The organism is Flavobacterium sp. ENC, assembly GCF_020991415.1.
GTDB lineage: Bacteria > Bacteroidota > Bacteroidia > Flavobacteriales > Flavobacteriaceae > Flavobacterium.
Window position 1 is genome coordinate 79,916 of sequence record NZ_JAJMOY010000002.1, and the last position, 20,986, is coordinate 100,901.

The window sequence follows — 20,986 nt, forward strand, 5'->3', positions numbered from 1 at the left end:
TTTTGTAAATCATATAAAATAATTACATGTTTTTTGTCGAAGTCGTTCTGCCTCTTTCACTAGCTAAAACCTTTACTTATCGCGTTTCTGAAACTGAATTCCATTTTATTAAAAAAGGAATGCGGGTGGCCGTGCCATTTGGTAAAAACAAAATCTATACAGCACTTGTAACAGATACGCACGAAAATGCTCCGACATTATACGAAGCAAAAGAAATTCATCAGATTCTGGACGAAAAACCGATTGCAACCGAGATCCAGATCAGGCACTGGTTCTGGATTGCTAATTATTATATGTGTGGTATTGGCGACGTGTATCGCGGTGCCTTTCCAACCGGATTATTGCTGGAAAGTGAAACCATTATTTCGCATAAACCGGATACAGTGGTAAATGATTCTGAACTTTCAGACGATGAATTCTTAATTTATGAAGCGCTGCACCATCAAAGTTCACTTAAAGTTGGGGAAATTGCCTCTATTTTAAATAAAAAAAATATTCTTCCGATTCTTCAGAAATTAATGGCAAAAGACATTATCGTTTTAGAAGAAGAAATTAAAGAAAGTTACAAACCCAAACTGATTCGATATGTGAAACTGCACAGTAAATACGAAACAGATGAAGGTTTAGGGCAATTATTAGAAGTGCTTAAAAATGCCAATAAGCAAAAAGAAATAGTGCTGGCTTATTTTCAGTTAAATGCTTCCGAAAAAAAGCCAATCACGGTTAAGAAGATCGTAGAAGCTTCACAATCCTCTCCAGCGGCTGTGAAAGCATTGGTAGAAAAGGAAATTTTAGAAGAATATTTGCTGCAGCAGGACCGTGTTAATTTTAAGGGACAAGCCTCGGAAAAACAATTACTGCTAAGTGAAGCCCAGGAAAAAGCTTTTACTGAAATTAAAAATAATTTTATTGATAAAGAAGTTTGTCTGCTCCACGGTGTAACGTCAAGCGGAAAGACGGAAATTTATATCAAATTAATTGAAGAATATCTGGAGACCGGAAAACAGATCCTTTATTTGCTGCCTGAAATTGCCCTTACCACTCAGTTAGTGTCGCGTTTACGACTTCATTTTGGAGATAAAATCGCTGTCTTTCATTCGAAATACAGTAATAATGAAAGAGTGGAAGTATGGAAACAAACACTCGAAAGTGCAGATAAAGCCCAAATTGTCATAGGAGCAAGGTCAGCCCTTTTTCTGCCGTTTGCCAGCCTGGGGTTATTGATTGTTGATGAAGAACACGAGCAGACTTTTAAACAAACAGATCCTGCTCCGCGTTATCACGCCAGGGATTCTGCTATTGTTCTGGCTAATTTTCATCAGGCGAAAGTGCTTTTAGGATCAGCGACACCCAGTATCGAAACCTATTTTAACACGCAAAGCGGGAAATATGGTCTGGTATCAATTATGGAACGTTACAATAAGGTGAGAATGCCTGAAATTCTGCTGGTTGATCTGAAAGACAAACATTTCAGAAAAAGAATGACAGGACATTTTAGCGACCTCCTTACGGAAGAAATTGCGGAAGCTTTACAATTGGGCGAACAGGTGATTTTGTTTCAAAACAGACGTGGCTATTCACCTATAATTGAATGCCTGACCTGTGGTCATGTTCCGCATTGCCAGCAGTGCGATGTGAGTCTGACTTTTCATAAACATAAAAACCAGTTGCGTTGCCACTATTGCGGCTATTCGATTGCAAAACCTACACACTGCCATAGCTGTTCCAGTATTGACCTGACAACTAAAGGTTTTGGGACAGAACAAATTGAGCAGGAATTACTGTCTCTTTTTCCTAAAGCTAAAATTGGCAGAATGGATCAGGACACCACCCGTGGGAAATTTGGTTTCGAAAAGATTATTGATTCGTTTAAAAATCGGGAGATAGATATTTTAGTCGGGACACAAATGTTGGCCAAAGGCCTGGATTTTGACAATGTGAGCCTGGTTGGAATCATGAATGCCGACAATATGCTCCATCATCCTGACTTCAGGGCCTTCGAACGCAGTTTTCAGATGATGACACAGGTTGCGGGAAGAGCCGGAAGGGCTGAAAAACAAGGAAAAGTAGTGATTCAGACCTACAATCCAAACCATAATACCATTCAACAGGTAACAACCAATAATTATGAAGGTATGTATAAGGAGCAATTGTATGATCGCCAGATTTATAAATACCCTCCTTATTTCAGGATTATCAAACTGACTTTAAAACATCGTGATTTTGATAAACTCAAAGAAGGTTCTATGTGGTTGTACCAGGTGCTGAGCCAGAATCTGAATATGCCTGTATTGGGACCTGAAGAACCTGCTATCAGCCGGATAAGAAACGAATATCTGCGTACAATCCTGATTAAGATTCCACAAAACCTGCCGTTAGGGGGTACAAAAAAAACTATTCAGAAAATGTTGAATAGTTTTGAGGCTGTTGCTCCCTACAGAGCAATAAAAGTTGTGATAAACGTCGATTTTTATTAGATTAAGAAGAAGTAGAAAGTGCTTTTACAAGATCTTCTTTCTTATTTCTGCTCAAGGGAATTTTTGTAATGCCAATTTCCGCAAATTTGCTGTTAAATCGCTCTACTTTGTCAATATTGATAATGTAGGATTTGTGTACACGAATAAATTTGTCTTTTGACAAATCATTTTCAAAAGATTTCATCGTAGAAAGCACCAGATTACTGTCATCTTCCGTAACCACTCTTACATAATCTCCGAAAGCTTCTATCCATTTGATTTTTGCAGTGAAAATTTTAAGTTTTTTAAGGTTGCTTTTGATGAAGATATGTTCGCCTTCTTCTTCTTTTACCTCTTTTTTGAGCAAATGCATATCGACAGCCCTTTTAACGGAGGCGTTGAATCTGTCAACCGCTATAGGTTTTTGAAGGTAGTCGGTGGCATCATAATCAAATGCCTTTAGGGCATATTCTGCTTTAGAAGTGATAAAAATGATCTGAGGTTTGGATTTTAATCCGTCAAGGAAGTCAAAACCATTGATAACGGGCATTTCTATATCAAGAAATATTAAGTCGATATTATTAAGGGAAATACAGCTTTTCGCTTCAATTGCGTTCGAAAAGTCACCAATTAAATGCAGACCTGGATGATTATTGACTAATTTTGCAATAATTGTCCTCTGTATAGAACTATCATCCACAACAACACAATTTAGTTTCATAACATTTAAATTTAGAATAAATTCAGGATAGCAATAGTAAATATATTATTTTTTTAGGGAAAAAACTAAACTTCAACGTTATTTTTTGTTTTTCAACGAATAAACGTAAAAAAATGTTGCAGATATAAATATATTCACTACTTTTGCACCCAATTTTAACAAATAAATATTGTATTTATGAATCATTATGAAACTGTTTTCATTTTAAATCCCGTTTTATCTGAGGTTCAGGTGAAGGAAACAGTAACGAAATTTGAAGAATTTCTTACTAGCAGAGGAGCTGAAATGGTGTCAAAAGAGGATTGGGGTCTGAAAAAGATGGCTTACGAAATCCAAAACAAAAAAAGTGGTTTTTATCACTTATTCGAATTCAAAGTAGCTGGAGAAGTTCTGATTGCTTTTGAAACTGAATTTAGACGTGACGAAAGAGTTATGCGTTTCTTGACTGTAAGTTTAGACAAACATGCTATTTCATGGGCTGAAAGAAGAAGAGCCAAATTAAAATCTACTAAAGCTTAATTATTATGTCTACAATAGAGCAATCTGCAAAAGGAAAAAAAGACGGAGATATCAGATATTTAACGCCTTTAAACATTGAAACTAACAAAACTAAAAAGTATTGTCGTTTCAAAAAATCAGGAATCAAATATATCGATTATAAAGATGCTGATTTCTTATTGAAATTCGTTAACGAGCAAGGAAAAATTCTTCCACGTCGTTTAACAGGAACTTCATTGAAATACCAAAGAAAAGTTTCTGTAGCTGTAAAAAGAGCACGTCACTTAGCTTTAATGCCATACGTGGCCGATTTATTAAAATAATATTAAAAGAATAGTTGTTGGTTTCCGGTAAGATGGAACCTAACTTCTCAAATAAAGGACAACAACATGGAACTTATTTTAAAACAAGACGTACAAAACCTAGGGTTTAAAGATGACGTAGTATCAGTTAAAGCTGGTTACGGTCGTAACTTCTTAATTCCTCAGGGATTCGCGCAATTGGCTACACCTTCTGCAAAGAAAGTATTGGCTGAAAACCTAAAACAAAGAGCTCACAAAGAAGCTAAAGTTGTTGCTGATGCAAAAGCATTAGCTGAAACTTTAAAAGCTCTTGAAATTAAACTTACTGCAAAAGCTGGTGGAGAGAAACTTTTTGGTTCTATCACAAACATCGACATTGCTGAAGCTTTAGAGAAATCAGGTAACGCTATTGATAGAAAATTCATCACTAGTGGTATCGTAAAACGTACTGGAAAATATACTGCTAACATCCGTTTACACAGAGATGTAATAGTTGAACTACCTTACGAAATTGTTGCAGAGAAATAACAGATTGTTAACTTTTTGTTAATAAAATATAAAAATCACTCCCCGGAGTGATTTTTTTTTGCCTAATTTTGAGGGAAATAACTCACTCAAAACCAGGAAAATGAAAAGAATCTTTGTATTATTGTTATGTGTCTTTGGTCTTACCGCAGCGTTAGGGCAAACCACAACATCGAGTATTAAGGGTATTGTAAAAAGTTCATCCAGCGAACTTTTACCGGGAGCTACCATTCTGGCAGTGCATACTCCGAGTGGTTCAAAATATTCTTCGTTGTCTAATGAAGACGGAAGATTTAATATTTTGAATATGAGAATTGGCGGACCTTATAAAATTACGGTTACTTTTGTAGGGTACCAGAATCAGGAATATAATGACGTTTATCTTGATTTGGGAAAAGTCTTTAATCTTGATGTTATTTTAGCAAATGAAAGCCAGACTTTAGAAGAAGTTAAAGTAGTTTCCAAAAATAAAGTCTTCCAAAGCGGGAGAACCGGCGCCGAGACCACAATTGGAAGAAGAGAATTGACCGCTTTGCCTACTATTTCAAGATCAGCAGAAGATTTTACACGTCTGGAGCCAACAGCCAGTGGTGGTTCATTTGGAGGAAGAAATGACCAGTATAATAATTATTCCTTAAACGGTGCTATTTTTAATAATCCTTTTGGGTTAGATGCGGCAACTCCCGGCGGGCAGACAGGTTCTCAGCCCATTTCATTAGATGCAATCGACCAGATTCAGGTAGCTACAGCTCCTTATGATGTTACTTTGTCCGGTTTTACAGGCGCTTCCGTAAATGCCGTAACGAAATCAGGGACTAATGAATTTCATGGTACTGCCTATGTATTTTACAGAAACCAGGATTTTACGGGAAGTAAAATAAAAGGAGAAAAAATATTTGTACCCTCCTTAGAACAAACTCAGGCGGGATTCAGTCTGGGAGCTCCGATTATTAAAGATAAATTATTCATTTTCGGAAATTTCGAAATTGATAAAAGAAGCGATTTAGGATCTAACTTCGTGGCCAACAATAACGATGGTGTTACCGGAATTAACGAATCCAGAGTGTTAGAGTCTGATTTGATTGCGGTATCAAATGCCTTGACAAATTTAAAAGACGCCAATGGCAATAATTTTAATTACAATCCAGGAGCCTATCAGGGTTTCGTTCACAATTCAAATTCAACAAAAGGAATTGTAAAACTAGACTGGAACATTAATGATAATCATAAATTGGCTGTTATTTATAATTTTCTGGATGCTTCCAAGGATAAACCGGCGCATCCGACAGCGTTAGGGTTCAGAGGGCCAAATGCCTCCATTCTTCAGTTTCAGAATTCAGGATACGAGATTAATAATAAGCTGAGTTCTTTTTTATTGGAGTTAAATTCAAAATTTAGTGAATCTGTTTCAAATAAACTGCAGGCAGGTTATACCTACTTTAATGATTTCAGGGATCCGTTTTCATCGCCTGCTCCGGTAATTAATATACAGGACGGTGCCGGATCGAACTATATTATTGCCGGACATGAACCTTTTTCTATCAATAATACACTGAAACAGAAAGTAATTCAGATTACCGATAATCTGACATATACAGTAGGCAGCCATGCTTTTACTTTTGGTACTTCTTTTGAAAAATTTAATTTCGAAAACTCTTTTAATTTAACGGGTTATGATAAATTTCGTGATAATACGATAGATCCGGTTCCTTATTACGGGACTTTCAGGCCTTACGCAAGTGTAGCAGACTTTTTAGCCGATGCCGCTTTACCATTTGCATCCAGTTCATTGGCTCAGAACATGCAATATGCGATTGATACTTATAATTCTAAAAATAGTTATGCTGTTGGAGCAGATAATGGCTGGAAGCTGGCAGAATTAAATGTAGGCCAGTGGGCTTTTTATGCGCAGGATGACTGGAGTATTACGGATAATTTCAAATTATCGGTAGGTTTGAGAGCAGATAAGCCCTTATATTTTAATACTGCCGATTTGATTCAGAAATATATTGATACTAATAATGGCGGGGCAGGAAGGAATAATAATTTAGATTATTTTGATCCGGAAACAGGTAAAGCCAGAAAATTAAAGTCTACAGATCTGCCAAGCGATAAAATTTTGTGGTCGCCAAGAATTGGTTTTAACTGGGATGCCAGCGGTGATGCCACATCGCAGCTTCGAGGCGGATCAGGAGTTTTTACAGGACGAATTCCTTTTGTATGGTTAGGCAATCAGGTAAGTGGTGCCGATGACGGCTTTTTTCAGATTATGGATCCCGATTATAAATGGCCGCAGGTGTGGAGAACAAGTTTGGGATATGACCACAAATTTGAGAGCAATTATATTCTGACTATTGATATGTCTTATAATAAAGATATCAATGGTGTTCATGTACAAAACTGGGGCTTAAAAGATCCAACGGGAACTCTGGCAGGTGTAGATAACAGACTGATTTATACTGCTGCTGATAAAGGCGCAAAGAGTGCCTACGTAATGACTAATTCCGATAAAGGGTTTGCGTTTAATAGTTCGGTTAAAATCCAGAAAACTTTTGAAAATGGATTATATGCAAGTTTAGCGTATAACTATTTAGTATCTAAAGATGTAAATTCTATCGAAGCTGAGATTACCGGGGATGCCTTTGCCTTTAATCCCGCTTTGGGGAATGTAAATAAAGACGTGCTTTCTAATTCTAAATACGGAGACAATAACCGTTTTATTGGGGTAGGATCCAAAAAATGGAAATACGGGAAAGATAAATGGGCAACGACAGTTTCTACTTTCTTCGAATATGCCAGAGGCGGACGTTTTAGTTATACATACGGAGGTGATATCAATAATGACGGATCTGCGGTCAATGATTTAATGTATGTGCCTACAACAGCTGAAATCAGCCAAATGACCTTTACAGGAGGAGCGGCGCAGGGGGATGCTTTTAATAAATTTATTGAGCAGGATGATTATTTAAGAGACAGGAGAGGTCAGTACGCAGAACGTTACGGGGCAATTTCTCCGTGGAGAGGAAAATGGGATATGAAGATTTTACAGGATTATAATTTCAAATTTTCATCTGCGTCAGAGAAAAAGAATACCATACAGTTTAGTATTGATATTCTGAATGTTGGAAACCTGCTTAATTCCGATTGGGGAGTGGTTCAGGTTCCTACCAGCGTACAGCCGATTGGAGTTACTGTGGCAGGGAATACGCCAACGTATACCTTTACCAATACACAGACAAAAACATTCAGCTATGATGCCAGTTTGAATTCAAGATGGCAAATGCAATTTGGTGTCCGATATATTTTCTAATCGTATAAAGATATTGTAAATTTGCCCCCTTATTTAAGGGGGCTTTTTTTTGTTTAAAAATGAAGACACTTATAAAAGCATATAAAGGTTTAATTTGAAAGAATAATAATGAAATACGCAAGATTAACAAAAGAGCAATTTGAAGAATTGCATGCAGAATTTTCAAGCTTTTTGGCAACGCAGGCGATTGATAAGGCGGAATGGGATGCTATAAAGGAAAATAAACCTGAAGTTGCTGAACAGGAACTGGATGTTTTTTCAGATTTGATCTGGGAAGGTGTTTTATCCAGGGCAGAATTTTTGGAGCATTTTTCTAAAAACCATATTTTCTTGTTTCAATGTTTTGAAACCCATGTACAATCCATTGTTTTAAAATCACTGGTTCCTGAAACGGATTTCCTGACACAGGAGGGCCTGCAATGGCTAAGTGATAATATGTTTACCGAAACAATAGAAATGAAGGTTGGAAAAAAAGTATTTACGGAAGATCGCAATGCTTCTATTTTTGAATTGATTCAACAAGGCGCTTTCCTGAGTGACGGACAATTATTCAAACAAATTAATACGATTATTGAATCTTAAACAATTTTAAGATGTATTTTGGTAAAATAGGTAAGTAGTTGGTGTTAAAATATTTACCTTTTTTAGTTCTTTTAACTTTTGTTTAATCTTTTGTATTTTATTTTACCCGTATTTCTACGTGTTTTTTTAGAAAAGATTAAGATTTTAACTTTTAAATATTTTTTGTAGGTTTTGCTTTTCAAATATGCTTTTTGTTTTAACAAAAAGACATTTTTCGATACTAAAAAGTAGTACTAAACTTACTTTTTGTATTTTTCACAAAAAAGAGTTAAAAAAAATGTGATATATTTAAAAGCCTCATTTTGAGCTTCTAATGTCAGTAATTCCAATGCATGAGCTCTCTTTTTCAGTTTTAAAAATTCATTAAATTTAAAAAAATCAGAAATTTAGTTTTGTTTTATATTTTAATTTTAATTAATTTTAGTAAAGAAAAGTTAAACAAAATGATTTTTTAAAAACATTTATAAAGAGCTGCTTTAATTGTCACTTTATAAAATTAAAAACAGAACAATTTTTGTATTTTTTTTCTACAATTATTAAAGTTTAAAATTTTTAATAACTTAATTAATTTGCTTATGGAATTGACAAATACTCTCTTTATCAAATTTGTTTTAGGTCTTCTAATTATTTTAGCTTTATCTGTTTTGATTTTCAAACAACTAAAATTTATTCCCCAATTGAATTTTAGGTTAAAAGCAAATTTGTTCTATAAATTTCAACATTACAATTACATTAAGTTTTCACTTTTGTTTCCAAAACCCAGTCAGTTGTTTTGGAAATGAAACGTATTGTTATGTTTAAATTTGAAATCCGATAATGCTTTATTTTAAATTATGAATTCAATTTTTTAGAATTTATTTCTAATCAACAATTAACAGATTGCCTAATCAACTTTCTGTTATTATTGAATCCATGTACAGTTATAGAATTCCCCAATTCTAGCTAGCTTAAAATTTTCTTTCATGAAAATTTGCACTACAACAAATCACTCCGTCTGGAAGATTGATTAAGGTCAATATTCCTAAAAATTTTTGAGTCAGTTTTTTATTCAAACGTGAATAAAGGATGCTCTCATGTTCTTTCATTGTATAACTAAATTTTATTGTTTTTTAAGAAGTCTAATTTAAGGTCTTACCATTAGGGTTTTAAATTTTATTCTAATCTATTGATTATAAGTGTTTTTTTTGAATTGCCTAAGTATACGTACTTATCGCAACAGGTATTTTATTGTCCATTTTCTAATCTTCCAAATTATGAAAAAAATCTTTACTTTTTGTAATCTCACTTCTCAGAAGAGATTATTCGGACTATTATCCTTATTCTTATTATGTACTAATGCATTTTCGCAATCAGTTTGCCGGCCTGTGTCGCAAACTAATAGCCAGGGTGGATTATTATGTGTAGGATTGGATGTAAATAGTCCTGCCAGTGCCTACGACAATGACGCAGGCCTGACTACCTATGCCACTCTGACAAACGCTGTTGGAGTTGGTTGTTTTGTCCAGGAGACATTAACGCTCAATCAGACGGCAAAAGCCGGAGATCAAATTGTACTTTATCTGGGTACAGGAAACGGTTTGCTTGATGTTGGATTATTATCTAATGCAACACTTCAGGCTAAACTTTCCGGAACCAATGTAGGTCCAAGTGTGCCACTAAACAGCCCGCTTTTAAACTTAAACTTGTTATCCGGAAACACAATTGCAGCAGTACGATTTACTGTTACAGGTGATACGAATCAGATACAGGTGCAGGTGGGAGGCATTTTAAGCCTTTTGGTGAGTTTAAGAATTTACGATGTTCGTTTGGATTTTGCCAAACCAACCATAGCAGGAGGCTTAAGTCAGACAATTTGTTCTGGAAGTTTCACTACTTTAACTGCTGCTCCGGCAGCAGGTACTTCCCTGTCCTGGTACGATTCTCCAACTTCTACCACTCCTTTGATAACGGCTAATAGTTATCAAACACCAGTTTTAACGACAGCTACCAATTATTATATAGGTGTAACCAGAGCTGCCGGTTGTGAAGGTAGTGACCGTTTACCGGTTGTGGTTAATGTTTCTAACCCTGTCGCCCCGGCTATCAGTACTGCCGGAACAGCAATATGTTCTACCGGCGCGACACAGCAAACTACATTATCAGTAATTAATTCTATTCCCGGAACCACCTACAACTGGTATTCCGTAAATAACGGGGGAACGATTTTAGCCTCCGGTGATACTTATTCTCCAGTAGTTCCTGTTGGTACTACCAATTTTTTTGTAGAAGCCGCAATAGGTTCCTGCGTAAGTCCTGCAAGAACGCAGGTTACAGTAATCTCAAATCCGGTACCAGCATTACCAACAGTATTGACACAGAGTGTTACCATTCAATCAGGTCAGAATGCCACATTGAGCGCTGCGGCTACGGGTGCAGGTGTAACCCTAAACTGGTATGACGTTGCCACTGGCGGAACTGCGCTTCTGACAAATTCGACAACATTTACGACGCCTATATTAGTGGCTACCAAAACCTATTATGTGGAAGCCCAAAGTGCATCCGGAGGTTGTGTAAGTGCTTCGAGAGTACCGGTAACGGTAACAGTTGTAAATAATCCTTTGGGAACTTGTTTAGAAGCAAATAGCCAGCAAACTAATTTTAATGGTCTTTGTTTATTATGTGGTTCTACAAATCCTAATAATTCAGTGGATGGAAATCCGGCAACTGCTGCGAGACTTACCATTCCGGTTGGTTTAATTAATGGATATGCACAGCAAACACTTCAGTTTAATAATCCCGGCAGAGCAGGGGATATTGTTGATGTTGAGCTGGAAGTTCCGGGGGGTGTCCTGGATTTAAGTGTATTAAATTATATTAGTTTAGCCACTTATAACGGAGCCACTTTTAATAATGACAGAGTTTCGATTAATAATATAGTTGATATTGTATTATTGGGAGGAAATCGTTTTAGAGCCAGTGTTACGGCAGGTACAGCGTTTGATCGTGTTGAAGTGCGATTGGGCGGTCTGGTTTCAGCCATAACAAGTCTGGATATTTATCAGGCGGCTTACCGATATAAAGCTCCCGTGATTACAGGAAGTACAACCATTTGTAGTGGACAAACCACTACACTGACCGCTACCCTGGGTGCGGGAGAAACAGTTGAATGGTACAGTGCAGCAACCGGCGGTCTTCCACTGGTAAATACAGCGTCCTTTACCACACCGGCTTTAAATGCCAATACCACTTATTATACGGCCATTACCAGAAATGGCTGTTTAAACAGTGAGCGTAATCCTGTAACAGTTTCAGTACAAAATCCTGTTGCGCCAGTTATTACGGCTGTTCCTACAACAATTTGCAGCGGACAGACGGTTACTTTAACTGTTCAGGCACCAGTTTTGGGTACAGTATACAATTGGTATGATGCCAATGTAGCAGGGAATTTAGTGTTTACAGGAACTTCATTTACAACGCCGGCTTTAATAGCTAATGCTAGTTATTATGTGGAAGCTTCAATAGGAAGTTGTTTAAGTTCCCGTACTCCGGTGAACCTTATTGTAAATCCATTGCCGGCAGTACCGGTACCTTTATCCTCGAATGTAGTGATTCAGTCCGGTCAGAATGTTATGTTAGGTATTTCAAATCCTGATGCTAATTTATCTTATGCCTGGTTTGATGTCCCAACAGGAGGAATTGCTTTAGCAGCTAATACCAGTACGTATACACCAACTCCGGCTTTAACGGCAAATAAAACATTTTATGTTGAAGCTACAGATCTGACTACAGGTTGTGTGAGCAGTGCCAGAGCAGTAATTAATGTTGTAGTAATTAATACGGTTAGTAATTGTCTTCAGGCGAATGCTCAGGTGACCGCTTTAGATCCGGGACTATTATGTGTTGGCTGTGGAGCGACCAATCCGGGTGGTTCTGTTGATGGAAATATTAACACTGCAGCTACCCTTACCATACCAGTTGGGGTACTTGGAAGCTATATTCAGCAAACTTTAACTTTCGCTTCACCAGGTGAGGCGGGTGACATTATAGATGTTGAATTAGAAGTTCCGGGAGGCCTTCTCGATATAAGTGCTTTATCTTATATTAGTTTAGCAACCTATGACGGTGCGACCTATAATAATGACAGGGTTGCCCTTAATAATAATTTACTGAATGTACAATTATTATCAGGCAACCGATTCAAAGCTAGTTTTACTACCGCTTCGACTTTTGACAGAGTTGAGGTTAGATTAGGCGGCGTAGCAACATTATTAACCAGTGTAAATATTTATGGAGCTTCTTACAGATATCCAAATGCTGTAATAACAGGAGCGACAACAATTTGCGCCGGAGGTACAGCTTCTTTAACCGCTACTTCAACAGGAACAGAAACGTTTACGTGGTATGATTCCCCAACTGCGGGAAATATAGTGGCTGTAAATCCAACACTTCCGTTAAATAATACGACAACCTATTATGTAGAAGCAGCACGAGGAGCCTGTATAAACAGTGTTCGTCAGCCTGTTACAATAACCGTAAATCCATTAGCAACTGCTGCGGATGTTACTATTACAAGCCCTCTGGAAGCTTCCTGCTCCGGGGCGGTTGCATTGGCTCCGACCTCTGCTTTAGCGGGAGCTCAATTTAGATATTATACCGATCAGAATAAAACTCAGGAAATTATAACAGGATCTGTTGTAGCAACCCAGCCAGGCGTAACTTTTGTTAAAGATCCGACAACTGGTGCGCTTACAGTTTCCGGGCTTACTGCCTTAGGAGCTCCTTATAATTATTATGTTTCTGTTGCTAATGCAAATACGTGTGAGAATACTTTAAACACTTTAAAACAAGTAACCGTTACCATTCCTACAGTGACACCTTTAGCGGTAACTACACCTTTACCGGCAAGCTGCGGAAGTGCAAACTTAAAAAGTGCTATCGTAGGTTATGACACAACGGGAAATACAATTTATACTTTTTATGATGCATCTAATAATATCATCACTGAAAATGCAGCAGGAAATATAACAGTAAGTGGTGTTTACTCAATTCAAGCTCAGGGTAACGGTGTTACATGTCCATCTGTTAAACTACCAGTAACAGTTACTGTTAACCCGTTGCCTAGTTTGGTTGTACCTTCATCAGTTTCGGTAAATGCAGGTTCTGCAGTGACTTTGTCTGCCACATCAGACGGAACATTGGCCTGGTTTGATCCTCAGGGAAATTCCCTGGCCGGACCTCCGTTTACAACGGGTATATTGAATACACCGGGAGTTTATACCTATACAGTAGTGGCGAGTAATGCCAATTGTTCTGTTACAGGAGCCGTTACGGTGAATGTTATAGATCCGGGTACCTGTCCATTACTGGCAGAAAGAGTGTATGCTACAGGACAAAGTCAGGGCACCATTATATCAGGAGTAGTGACTAATCCTACCGCAGCAGTAGATGGCAATCCTCAAACTTTTTCTACGATTACTACAGGAGTTGGACTTTTAGGTGTAGGAGCGACATGGCAAAATCTGACATGGCCTGCGAATATTGTCAAAGGAACTCCGGTAACCGTAAAATTAGGATCTGAAGCCAGTGTTTTAGCGGTAGGACAAGATTTGTCCATTATTGGAACTAAAAACGGGGTTGATATCGGAACGATGCAATCTATTTCAGGATCATTAGTGAATTTAATCTCAGGAGATAATTCATTCGAATATACTTTTGTACCATCCAATACTTCAGGACCTCAGGATTATGATGGAATCAGAATCCAGTCTGCATCACTTTTAAGTGTTGCTCAAAACACAAAGGTGTTTGACGCTTATTACACCAGACCGGTTTCTACGGTCACCTGTACTCCGGGAGATATACAAGATGTATATTATGGAGCTACAGATCTGGGTCTTCCGATAGGAGCTTTAACAGCCACTGTAGGGGTTAGTGATGCTTTGAATGTAGCAGATAATGACATCACCACTTTTGCCACAATGTACAGCGGTGTAGGTGCTCTTGCTGCGGCAGATTTAACAGTAGCCTTTAAGACTCCATCAATTGTAAGTGATACCTTAAGAATAGTGGTTTCAAAACCGGGAGTTCTTCTGGATGCTAATGTGCTAACAGGATTCAGCATTCAGCGTTATTTAGGTAATGTTGCGGTTGGAGCTCCAATTCAGAATACAAGTACATTATTAAGTGTAAGATTGTTACCTGGAAATACCATGTCTATGGTTCTTGTATCTTCTCAGCCAGAGCCTTACGATCGCGTGAGAATCCGTTTTGGAGGAGTTGCGGGAGTATTGGAATTCCTTAGAGTTCATACTGTTGAGCGAGTAGCCAATACAAAAGTAACAGGAGGGGACCTTAATAATAAAGTAATAGTCTGTCCCGGAAGCCCTGTCACACTTCAGATACCGGCCGAAGCCTGTTCAACCTACAGATGGTACGATTCTCCTATTGGTGGAAATGTTGTAGCAAACGGTATTACTTATACCGTACCAGCAACATTGGCAGCAGGAATTTACAAATATTATGTACAGCCAGTACGTTACGGTTGTGAAGCATTGGCAAGAGGAGAAGTAACTGTAGAAGTAAAAGCTTCAGCTCCGGTAAATGCTTTAACCGATATTACCTTAAATGGAGGAACAGCTACTTCAGTTTGTTCACCAACCGGTACTATAACACTTGCAACAAGCCTGAGCGGAACTCCGGCACTGACAAATCCAATATACTACTGGTATAGTTTTGACGGAACTACAAGTCAGCTAATTCCGGGAGAAACGACTGCTCAGTTAATTGTAAATGGCCTTGTTCCGGGAACATACACCTATTATGTTGGAGTGAGTTCTGTTGAATTTTGTGAAACTGCAGCCGCAGACCGAAAACAAATTACGCTGACCATTTTACCTCCTTCAGGAGCAAATGATATTTCAGTTGACGATATCGCTGTATGCCACAACATACCAGGAGTATTAACACCAACAGCAACTGCGCTGACCAATCCGGTATTTACCTGGTATTTTGATGCCAATAAAACCCAGCCTATAACCAATGGACTTGTGGCAGGCGGATTGACTTATGCGATAAGCGCTACAGGTGTTTTAACAGTAACGGGTTTAACACGTGCAGTAAGTCCAATTACTTATTTTGTTGCAGTGGCAAGTGATGTTACTTGCGAGAATATAGCAGTAACACTTCAATCAGCAACAATAATTGTAAATGACCCTGCCACGCCAACAACAACAGATACTACACAAGACTTCTGTCTGATAGATGCACCGACTTTTGCAAGTATTCAGACCAATGAGACCAATGTGGTTTGGTACAGTGCTGCGAACGGCGGAACTCCAATTCCTGCCACAACAGCTTTGACCAGCGGTACTTATTATGCTGCTCTATTGGACGGTGCGACCGGCTGTGAGAGTTCCGTAAGACTGGCCGTTACAATTTCAGTAACCAATCCTGCGACACCAACAACAACAGATACTACACAAGATTTCTGTTTGGTAGATGCGCCTACTTTTGCGAGCATTCAGACCAATCAGCCTAATGTGGTTTGGTACAGTGCAGCTAGTGGAGGAACTCCAATTCCAGCCACAACAGCTTTGACCAGTGGTACTTATTACGCTGCTTTATTGGATGCCGTAACAGGATGTGAAAGTTCAATACGATTAGCAATTACGATTTCCGTAACCGATCCGGCAACGCCAACAACAACAGATACCACACAAGATTTCTGTTTAGTAGATGCACCAACATTTGCAAGCATTCAGACCAATCAGCCTAATGTGGTTTGGTACAGTGCTGCGAATGGCGGAACACCGATTCCTGCCACAACAGCTTTGACCAGTGGTACTTATTACGCTTCTCTATTAGATGCTGCTACAGGATGTGAAAGTTCGATACGATTAGCCATTACGATTTCCGTAACCGATCCGGTAACGCCAACTACAACAGATACCACACAGGATTTCTGTTTAGTAGATGCACCAACTTTTGCGAGCATTCAGACCAATCAGTCTAATGTGGTTTGGTACAGTGCTGCAAATGGAGGGGCTCCAATTCCTGCCACAACAGCTTTAACAAGCGGTACTTATTACGCTGCTTTATTGGATGCAGTAACAGGATGTGAAAGTTCAATACGATTAGCAATTACAATTTCCGTAACGGATCCGGCAACACCAACTACAACAGATACGACACAAGACTTCTGTTTGGTAGATGCACCTACTTTTGCGAGCATTCAGACCAATCAGCCTAATGTGGTTTGGTACAGTGCTGCGAATGGGGGAACACCAATTCCTGCCACAACAGCCTTGACCAGTGGTACTTATTATGCTGCTTTATTGGATGCCGTAACAGGATGTGAAAGTTCGATAAGATTGGCCGTTACGATTTCCGTAACCGATCCTGCAACGCCAACTACAACAGATACCACTCAGGATTTCTGTCTAGTAGATGCACCAACTTTTGCAAGTATTCAGACCAATCAGCCTAATGTGGTTTGGTACAGTGCTGCGAATGGAGGAACACCAATCCCAGCTACTACAGCTTTAACCAGTGGTACTTATTATGCTGCTTTATTGGATGCTGCTACAGGATGTGAAAGTTCAGTTCGCCTATTGGTTACTATTTCCGTAACCGATCCGGCAACGCCAACAACAACAAATACCACACAAGATTTCTGTTTAATAGATGCACCAACCTTTGCAAGCATTCAGACCAATCAGCCTAATGTGGTTTGGTACAGTGCTGCGAATGGAGGAACACCAATTCCTGCCACAACAGCTTTGACCAGCGGTACTTATTACGCTGCTTTATTAGATGCGGTAACAGGATGTGAGAGTTCTATACGATTAGCAATTACAATTTCCGTAACGGATCCTGCAACGCCAACAACAACAGATACGACACAAGACTTCTGTTTGGTAGATGCACCGACTTTTGCAAGTATTCAGACCAATCAGCCTAATGTGGTTTGGTACAGTGCAGCGAATGGCGGAACACCAATTCCTGCAACAACAGCTTTGACCAGTGGTACTTATTACGCTGCTTTATTAGATGCTACGACAGGATGTGAAAGTTCAGTTCGCCTATTGGTTACTATTTCCGTAACCGATCCGGCAACGCCAACTACAACAGATACCACTCAGGATTTCTGTCTAGTAGATGCACCAACATTTGCAAGTATTCAGACCAATCAGCCTAATGTGGTTTGGTACAATGCTGCGAATGGGGGAACACCAATTCCTGCCACAACAGCTTTGACCAGCGGTACTTATTACGCTGCTTTATTAGATGCTACGACAGGATGTGAAAGTTCAGTTCGTTTATTGGTAACTATTTCCGTAACGGATCCTGCAACGCCAACTACCACAGATACTACACAAGACTTCTGTTTAATAGACGCACCAACCTTTGCAAACATTCAGACCAATCAGCCTAATGTGGTTTGGTACAGTGCTGCGAATGGCGGAACACCAATTCCTGCCACAACAGCTTTGACCAGCGGTACTTATTATGCTGCTTTATTGGATGCTGCCACAGGATGTGAAAGTTCAATACGATTAGCAATTACGATTTCCGTAACGGATCCGGCAACGCCAACTACAACAGATACTACACAAGACTTCTGTTTGGTAGATGCGTCTACTTTTGCGAGCATTCAGATCAATCAGCCTAATGTGGTTTGGTACAGTGCTGCGAATGGAGGAACAGCAATTCCTGCCACAACAGCCTTGACCAGCGGTACTTATTACGCTGCTTTATTGGATGCTGCTACAGGATGTGAAAGTTCAGTTCGCCTATTGGTTACCATTTCCGTAACCGATCCTGCAACGCCAACAACAACAGATACCACACAAGACTTCTGTTTGGTAGACGCACCAACCTTTGCAAGCATTCAGACCAATCAGCCTAATGTGGTTTGGTACAGTGCAGCTAGTGGAGGAACTCCAATTCCAGCCACAACAGCTTTGACCAGTGGTACTTATTACGCTTCTCTATTAGATGCTGCTACAGGATGTGAGAGTTCGATAAGATTGGCCATTACGATTTCCGTAACCGATCCTGCAACGCCAACAACAACAGATACCACACAGGATTTCTGTTTAATAGATGCACCAACATTTGCGAGCATTCAGACCAACCAGCCTAATGTGGTTTGGTACAGTGCCGGGAATGGAGGAACACCAATTCCTGCCACAACAGCTTTAACGAGCGGTACTTATTACGCTGCTTTATTGGATGCTGCCACAGGATGTGAGAGTTCGATAAGATTGGCCATTACGATTTCCGTAACGGATCCGGCAACGCCAACAACTACAGATACCACACAGGATTTCTGTTTAATAGATGCACCAACATTTGCGAGTATTCAGACCAATCAGCCTAATGTGGTTTGGTACAGTGCTGCAAATGGCGGAACACCAATTCCTGCTACAACAGCTTTGACCAGCGGTACTTATTACGCCGCTTTATTGGATGCTGCCACAGGATGTGAGAGTTCAATACGATTAGCAATTACGATTTCCGTAACGGATCCGGCAACGCCAACAACAACAGATACGACACAAGACTTCTGTTTGGTAGATGCACCAACATTTGCAAGCATTCAGACCAATCAGCCTAATGTGGTTTGGTACAGTGCTGCGAATGGGGGAACACCAATCCCTGCTACAACAGCTTTGATCAGCGGTACTTATTATGCTGCTTTACTAGATGCCGTAACAGGATGTGAAAGTTCAGTTCGCTTATTGGTAACTATTTCCGTAACCGATCCGGCAACACCAACAACAACAGATACGACGCAAGACTTCTGTTTGGTAGATGCACCAACATTTGCAAGCATTCAGACCAATCAGCCTAATGTGATTTGGTACAGTGCTGCGAATGGGGGAACACCAATTCCTGCCACAACAGCCTTGACCAGTGGTACTTATTACGCTGCTTTATTAGATGCCGTAACAGGATGTGAAAGCTCAGTTCGTCTATTGGTAACTATTTCAGTAACTAATCCGGCAACACCAACAACTACTGATGATACACAAAGTTTCTGTATAACAGCGGCACCAACAGTGGCTAATATCCAGGTTAATGAAGCAAATGTAGTTTGGTACAGCACTCCTACAGGTGGTACAGTAATAGCTTCAACGACACCATTGGCAAATGGTATCTATTATGGTGCTATATCAAATCCGGCAACTGGTTGTGAAAGTGTGACAAGATTACAGGTAACTGTTACAATCGAAAACACTACAGCAACTCCAACTACAAATTCAGCGACTCAAAACTTCTGTTCGGTAAATGCACCAACAATTGCTAATATTCAGGTAAATGAACCTAATGTAGTTTGGTACAGTACTTCAACAGGTGGTACTGCAATTCCGGCAACAACTGCTTTGGTAACGGGTACCTATTATGGTGCTATTGCAAGTAATGTAGGTTGTGAGAATCCGGCAAGATTAACAGTTGCGGTTAATGTAAATACACCGGGAATAGTTACTACTCCAAGAACAACACAAACATTTTGTTTATCAGATACTCCAACAATTGAAGATATCGTGGTAAATGAAGCAAATGTTGTTTACTATTCTTCTGCAACAGGAGGCACACCACTGGCCGCAAACACGCCGCTTACCGCTACAACATATTACGCCGTTCCGCTTAATAATACAACCAATGGATGTGTGAATACTTCACGTTTGGGAATAACAGTACAATTTGCCAATGACGCTCTTGTACAAATTACAACTAGTGATAATACACCATGTGTATTCCAGGGAGTTACCTATTCTATTGGAAACGGAAAATCGAATTATGTGTGGACGATTTCAAATGGAACTATTCTTACCGGAGGTGGAACATCAGATGATTCTGTAACCGTTTCGTGGTCTGATGTTGGTCCGGGAACAGTGAGCGTGACGTATGTGAATACTTGTGACGAAACTACAACGAAATCATTAAACGTTACAGTAGCCACATGTTCAGATCTGACGATCACAAATACAGTCAATAATCCGGCTCCAAACTTTGGAGATGAGGTTGTCTTTACAATAACTGTAAACAATGTTGGAGAAGGGACCATCAAAAATATACTTGTAAGTGAACTAATCCCTAGCGGATACAGTTTGGTGTCCTTTACAACATCCAGCGGAGTTTATGATCCTGCTACTCAGGTGTGGACAATTCCAACTTTAAGCGGCGGAGAAAGTGAAACCTTAGAAGTGAAACTTTTGGTATTGCCAAGTGGTAACTATAACAATGTAGCAACAATCGAGATTTCCACTCCTTTAGATGTGGATCCTACAAATAATTCGGCTACGGCTTTTGTGGAACCAATTTGTCTGACTGTGTACAATGAGTTTACTCCAAATAATGACGGACAAAACGATCTTTTCAGAATTGATTGTATCGAAACACACCCGAATAATGAATTAAAAGTATTCAACAGATACGGTGCGTTAGTATACAGCAAAAAGAAATATGAAAACGACTGGGATGGAACTGCGAATGTATCCGGAGTTATAAATAGAGGAGATATGTTGCCTACAGGTACTTATTTTTATGTGATAGACACCGGAGATGGAACGGTTAAAAAAGGATGGTTATCTATAATGAGATAGTC

At 39.2% G+C, this 20,986-nt stretch carries 8 protein-coding genes; 7 read left to right on the forward strand and 1 reads right to left on the reverse strand.

Translation table 11 applies throughout. From position 1 onward, the window contains the following. Positions 1-26 precede the first annotated feature (26 nt). Positions 27-2,477, forward strand: a complete 2,451-nt coding sequence (gene priA / locus LPB89_RS05220) for a primosomal protein N' (protein WP_230700672.1) — start codon at positions 27-29, stop codon at positions 2,475-2,477. A 1-nt stretch (position 2,478) separates the two neighbouring features. Here the strand turns inward: priA and LPB89_RS05225 are convergent, their stop codons facing one another. Next, a complete protein-coding gene (locus tag LPB89_RS05225) occupies positions 2,479-3,177 on the reverse strand; it encodes a LytTR family DNA-binding domain-containing protein (RefSeq protein ID WP_127337513.1) in 699 nt (232 codons plus the stop codon). A 177-nt stretch (positions 3,178-3,354) separates the two neighbouring features. On the opposite strand from LPB89_RS05225, the gene rpsF reads away from it, so the two are divergent. The 6 genes from rpsF to LPB89_RS05255 all read left to right on the forward strand — a co-directional run bounded on the left by rpsF (position 3,355) and on the right by LPB89_RS05255 (position 20,984). Next, positions 3,355-3,696 carry a 30S ribosomal protein S6 gene (gene rpsF / locus LPB89_RS05230; RefSeq protein WP_007810575.1) on the forward strand — a complete coding sequence of 114 codons (342 nt, stop codon included), beginning with the start codon at positions 3,355-3,357 and terminating at the stop codon, positions 3,694-3,696. A gap of 5 nt (positions 3,697-3,701) precedes the next feature. Beyond that, on the forward strand, positions 3,702-3,998 hold the full coding sequence (rpsR, locus tag LPB89_RS05235) for a 30S ribosomal protein S18 (RefSeq protein WP_002987043.1): 297 nt from the start codon (positions 3,702-3,704) through the stop codon (positions 3,996-3,998). Positions 3,999-4,064: 66 nt separating this feature from the next. Continuing rightward, positions 4,065-4,505: a 50S ribosomal protein L9 gene (gene rplI / locus LPB89_RS05240; protein WP_127337512.1), complete on the forward strand. Its 441-nt coding sequence runs from the start codon at positions 4,065-4,067 to the stop codon at positions 4,503-4,505. Between the two features lie 100 nt (positions 4,506-4,605). Beyond that, a complete protein-coding gene (locus LPB89_RS05245) occupies positions 4,606-7,812 on the forward strand; it encodes a carboxypeptidase regulatory-like domain-containing protein (RefSeq protein WP_230700673.1) in 3,207 nt (1,068 codons plus the stop codon). Positions 7,813-7,920: 108 nt separating this feature from the next. Next, entirely contained in the window at positions 7,921-8,394 is a 474-nt protein-coding gene (locus LPB89_RS05250; RefSeq protein ID WP_230700674.1) for a DUF6495 family protein, read from the forward strand. 1,253 nt (positions 8,395-9,647) lie between these two features. Further along, positions 9,648-20,984, forward strand: a complete 11,337-nt coding sequence (locus LPB89_RS05255) for a gliding motility-associated C-terminal domain-containing protein (RefSeq protein WP_230700675.1) — start codon at positions 9,648-9,650, stop codon at positions 20,982-20,984. Positions 20,985-20,986 lie beyond the last annotated feature (2 nt).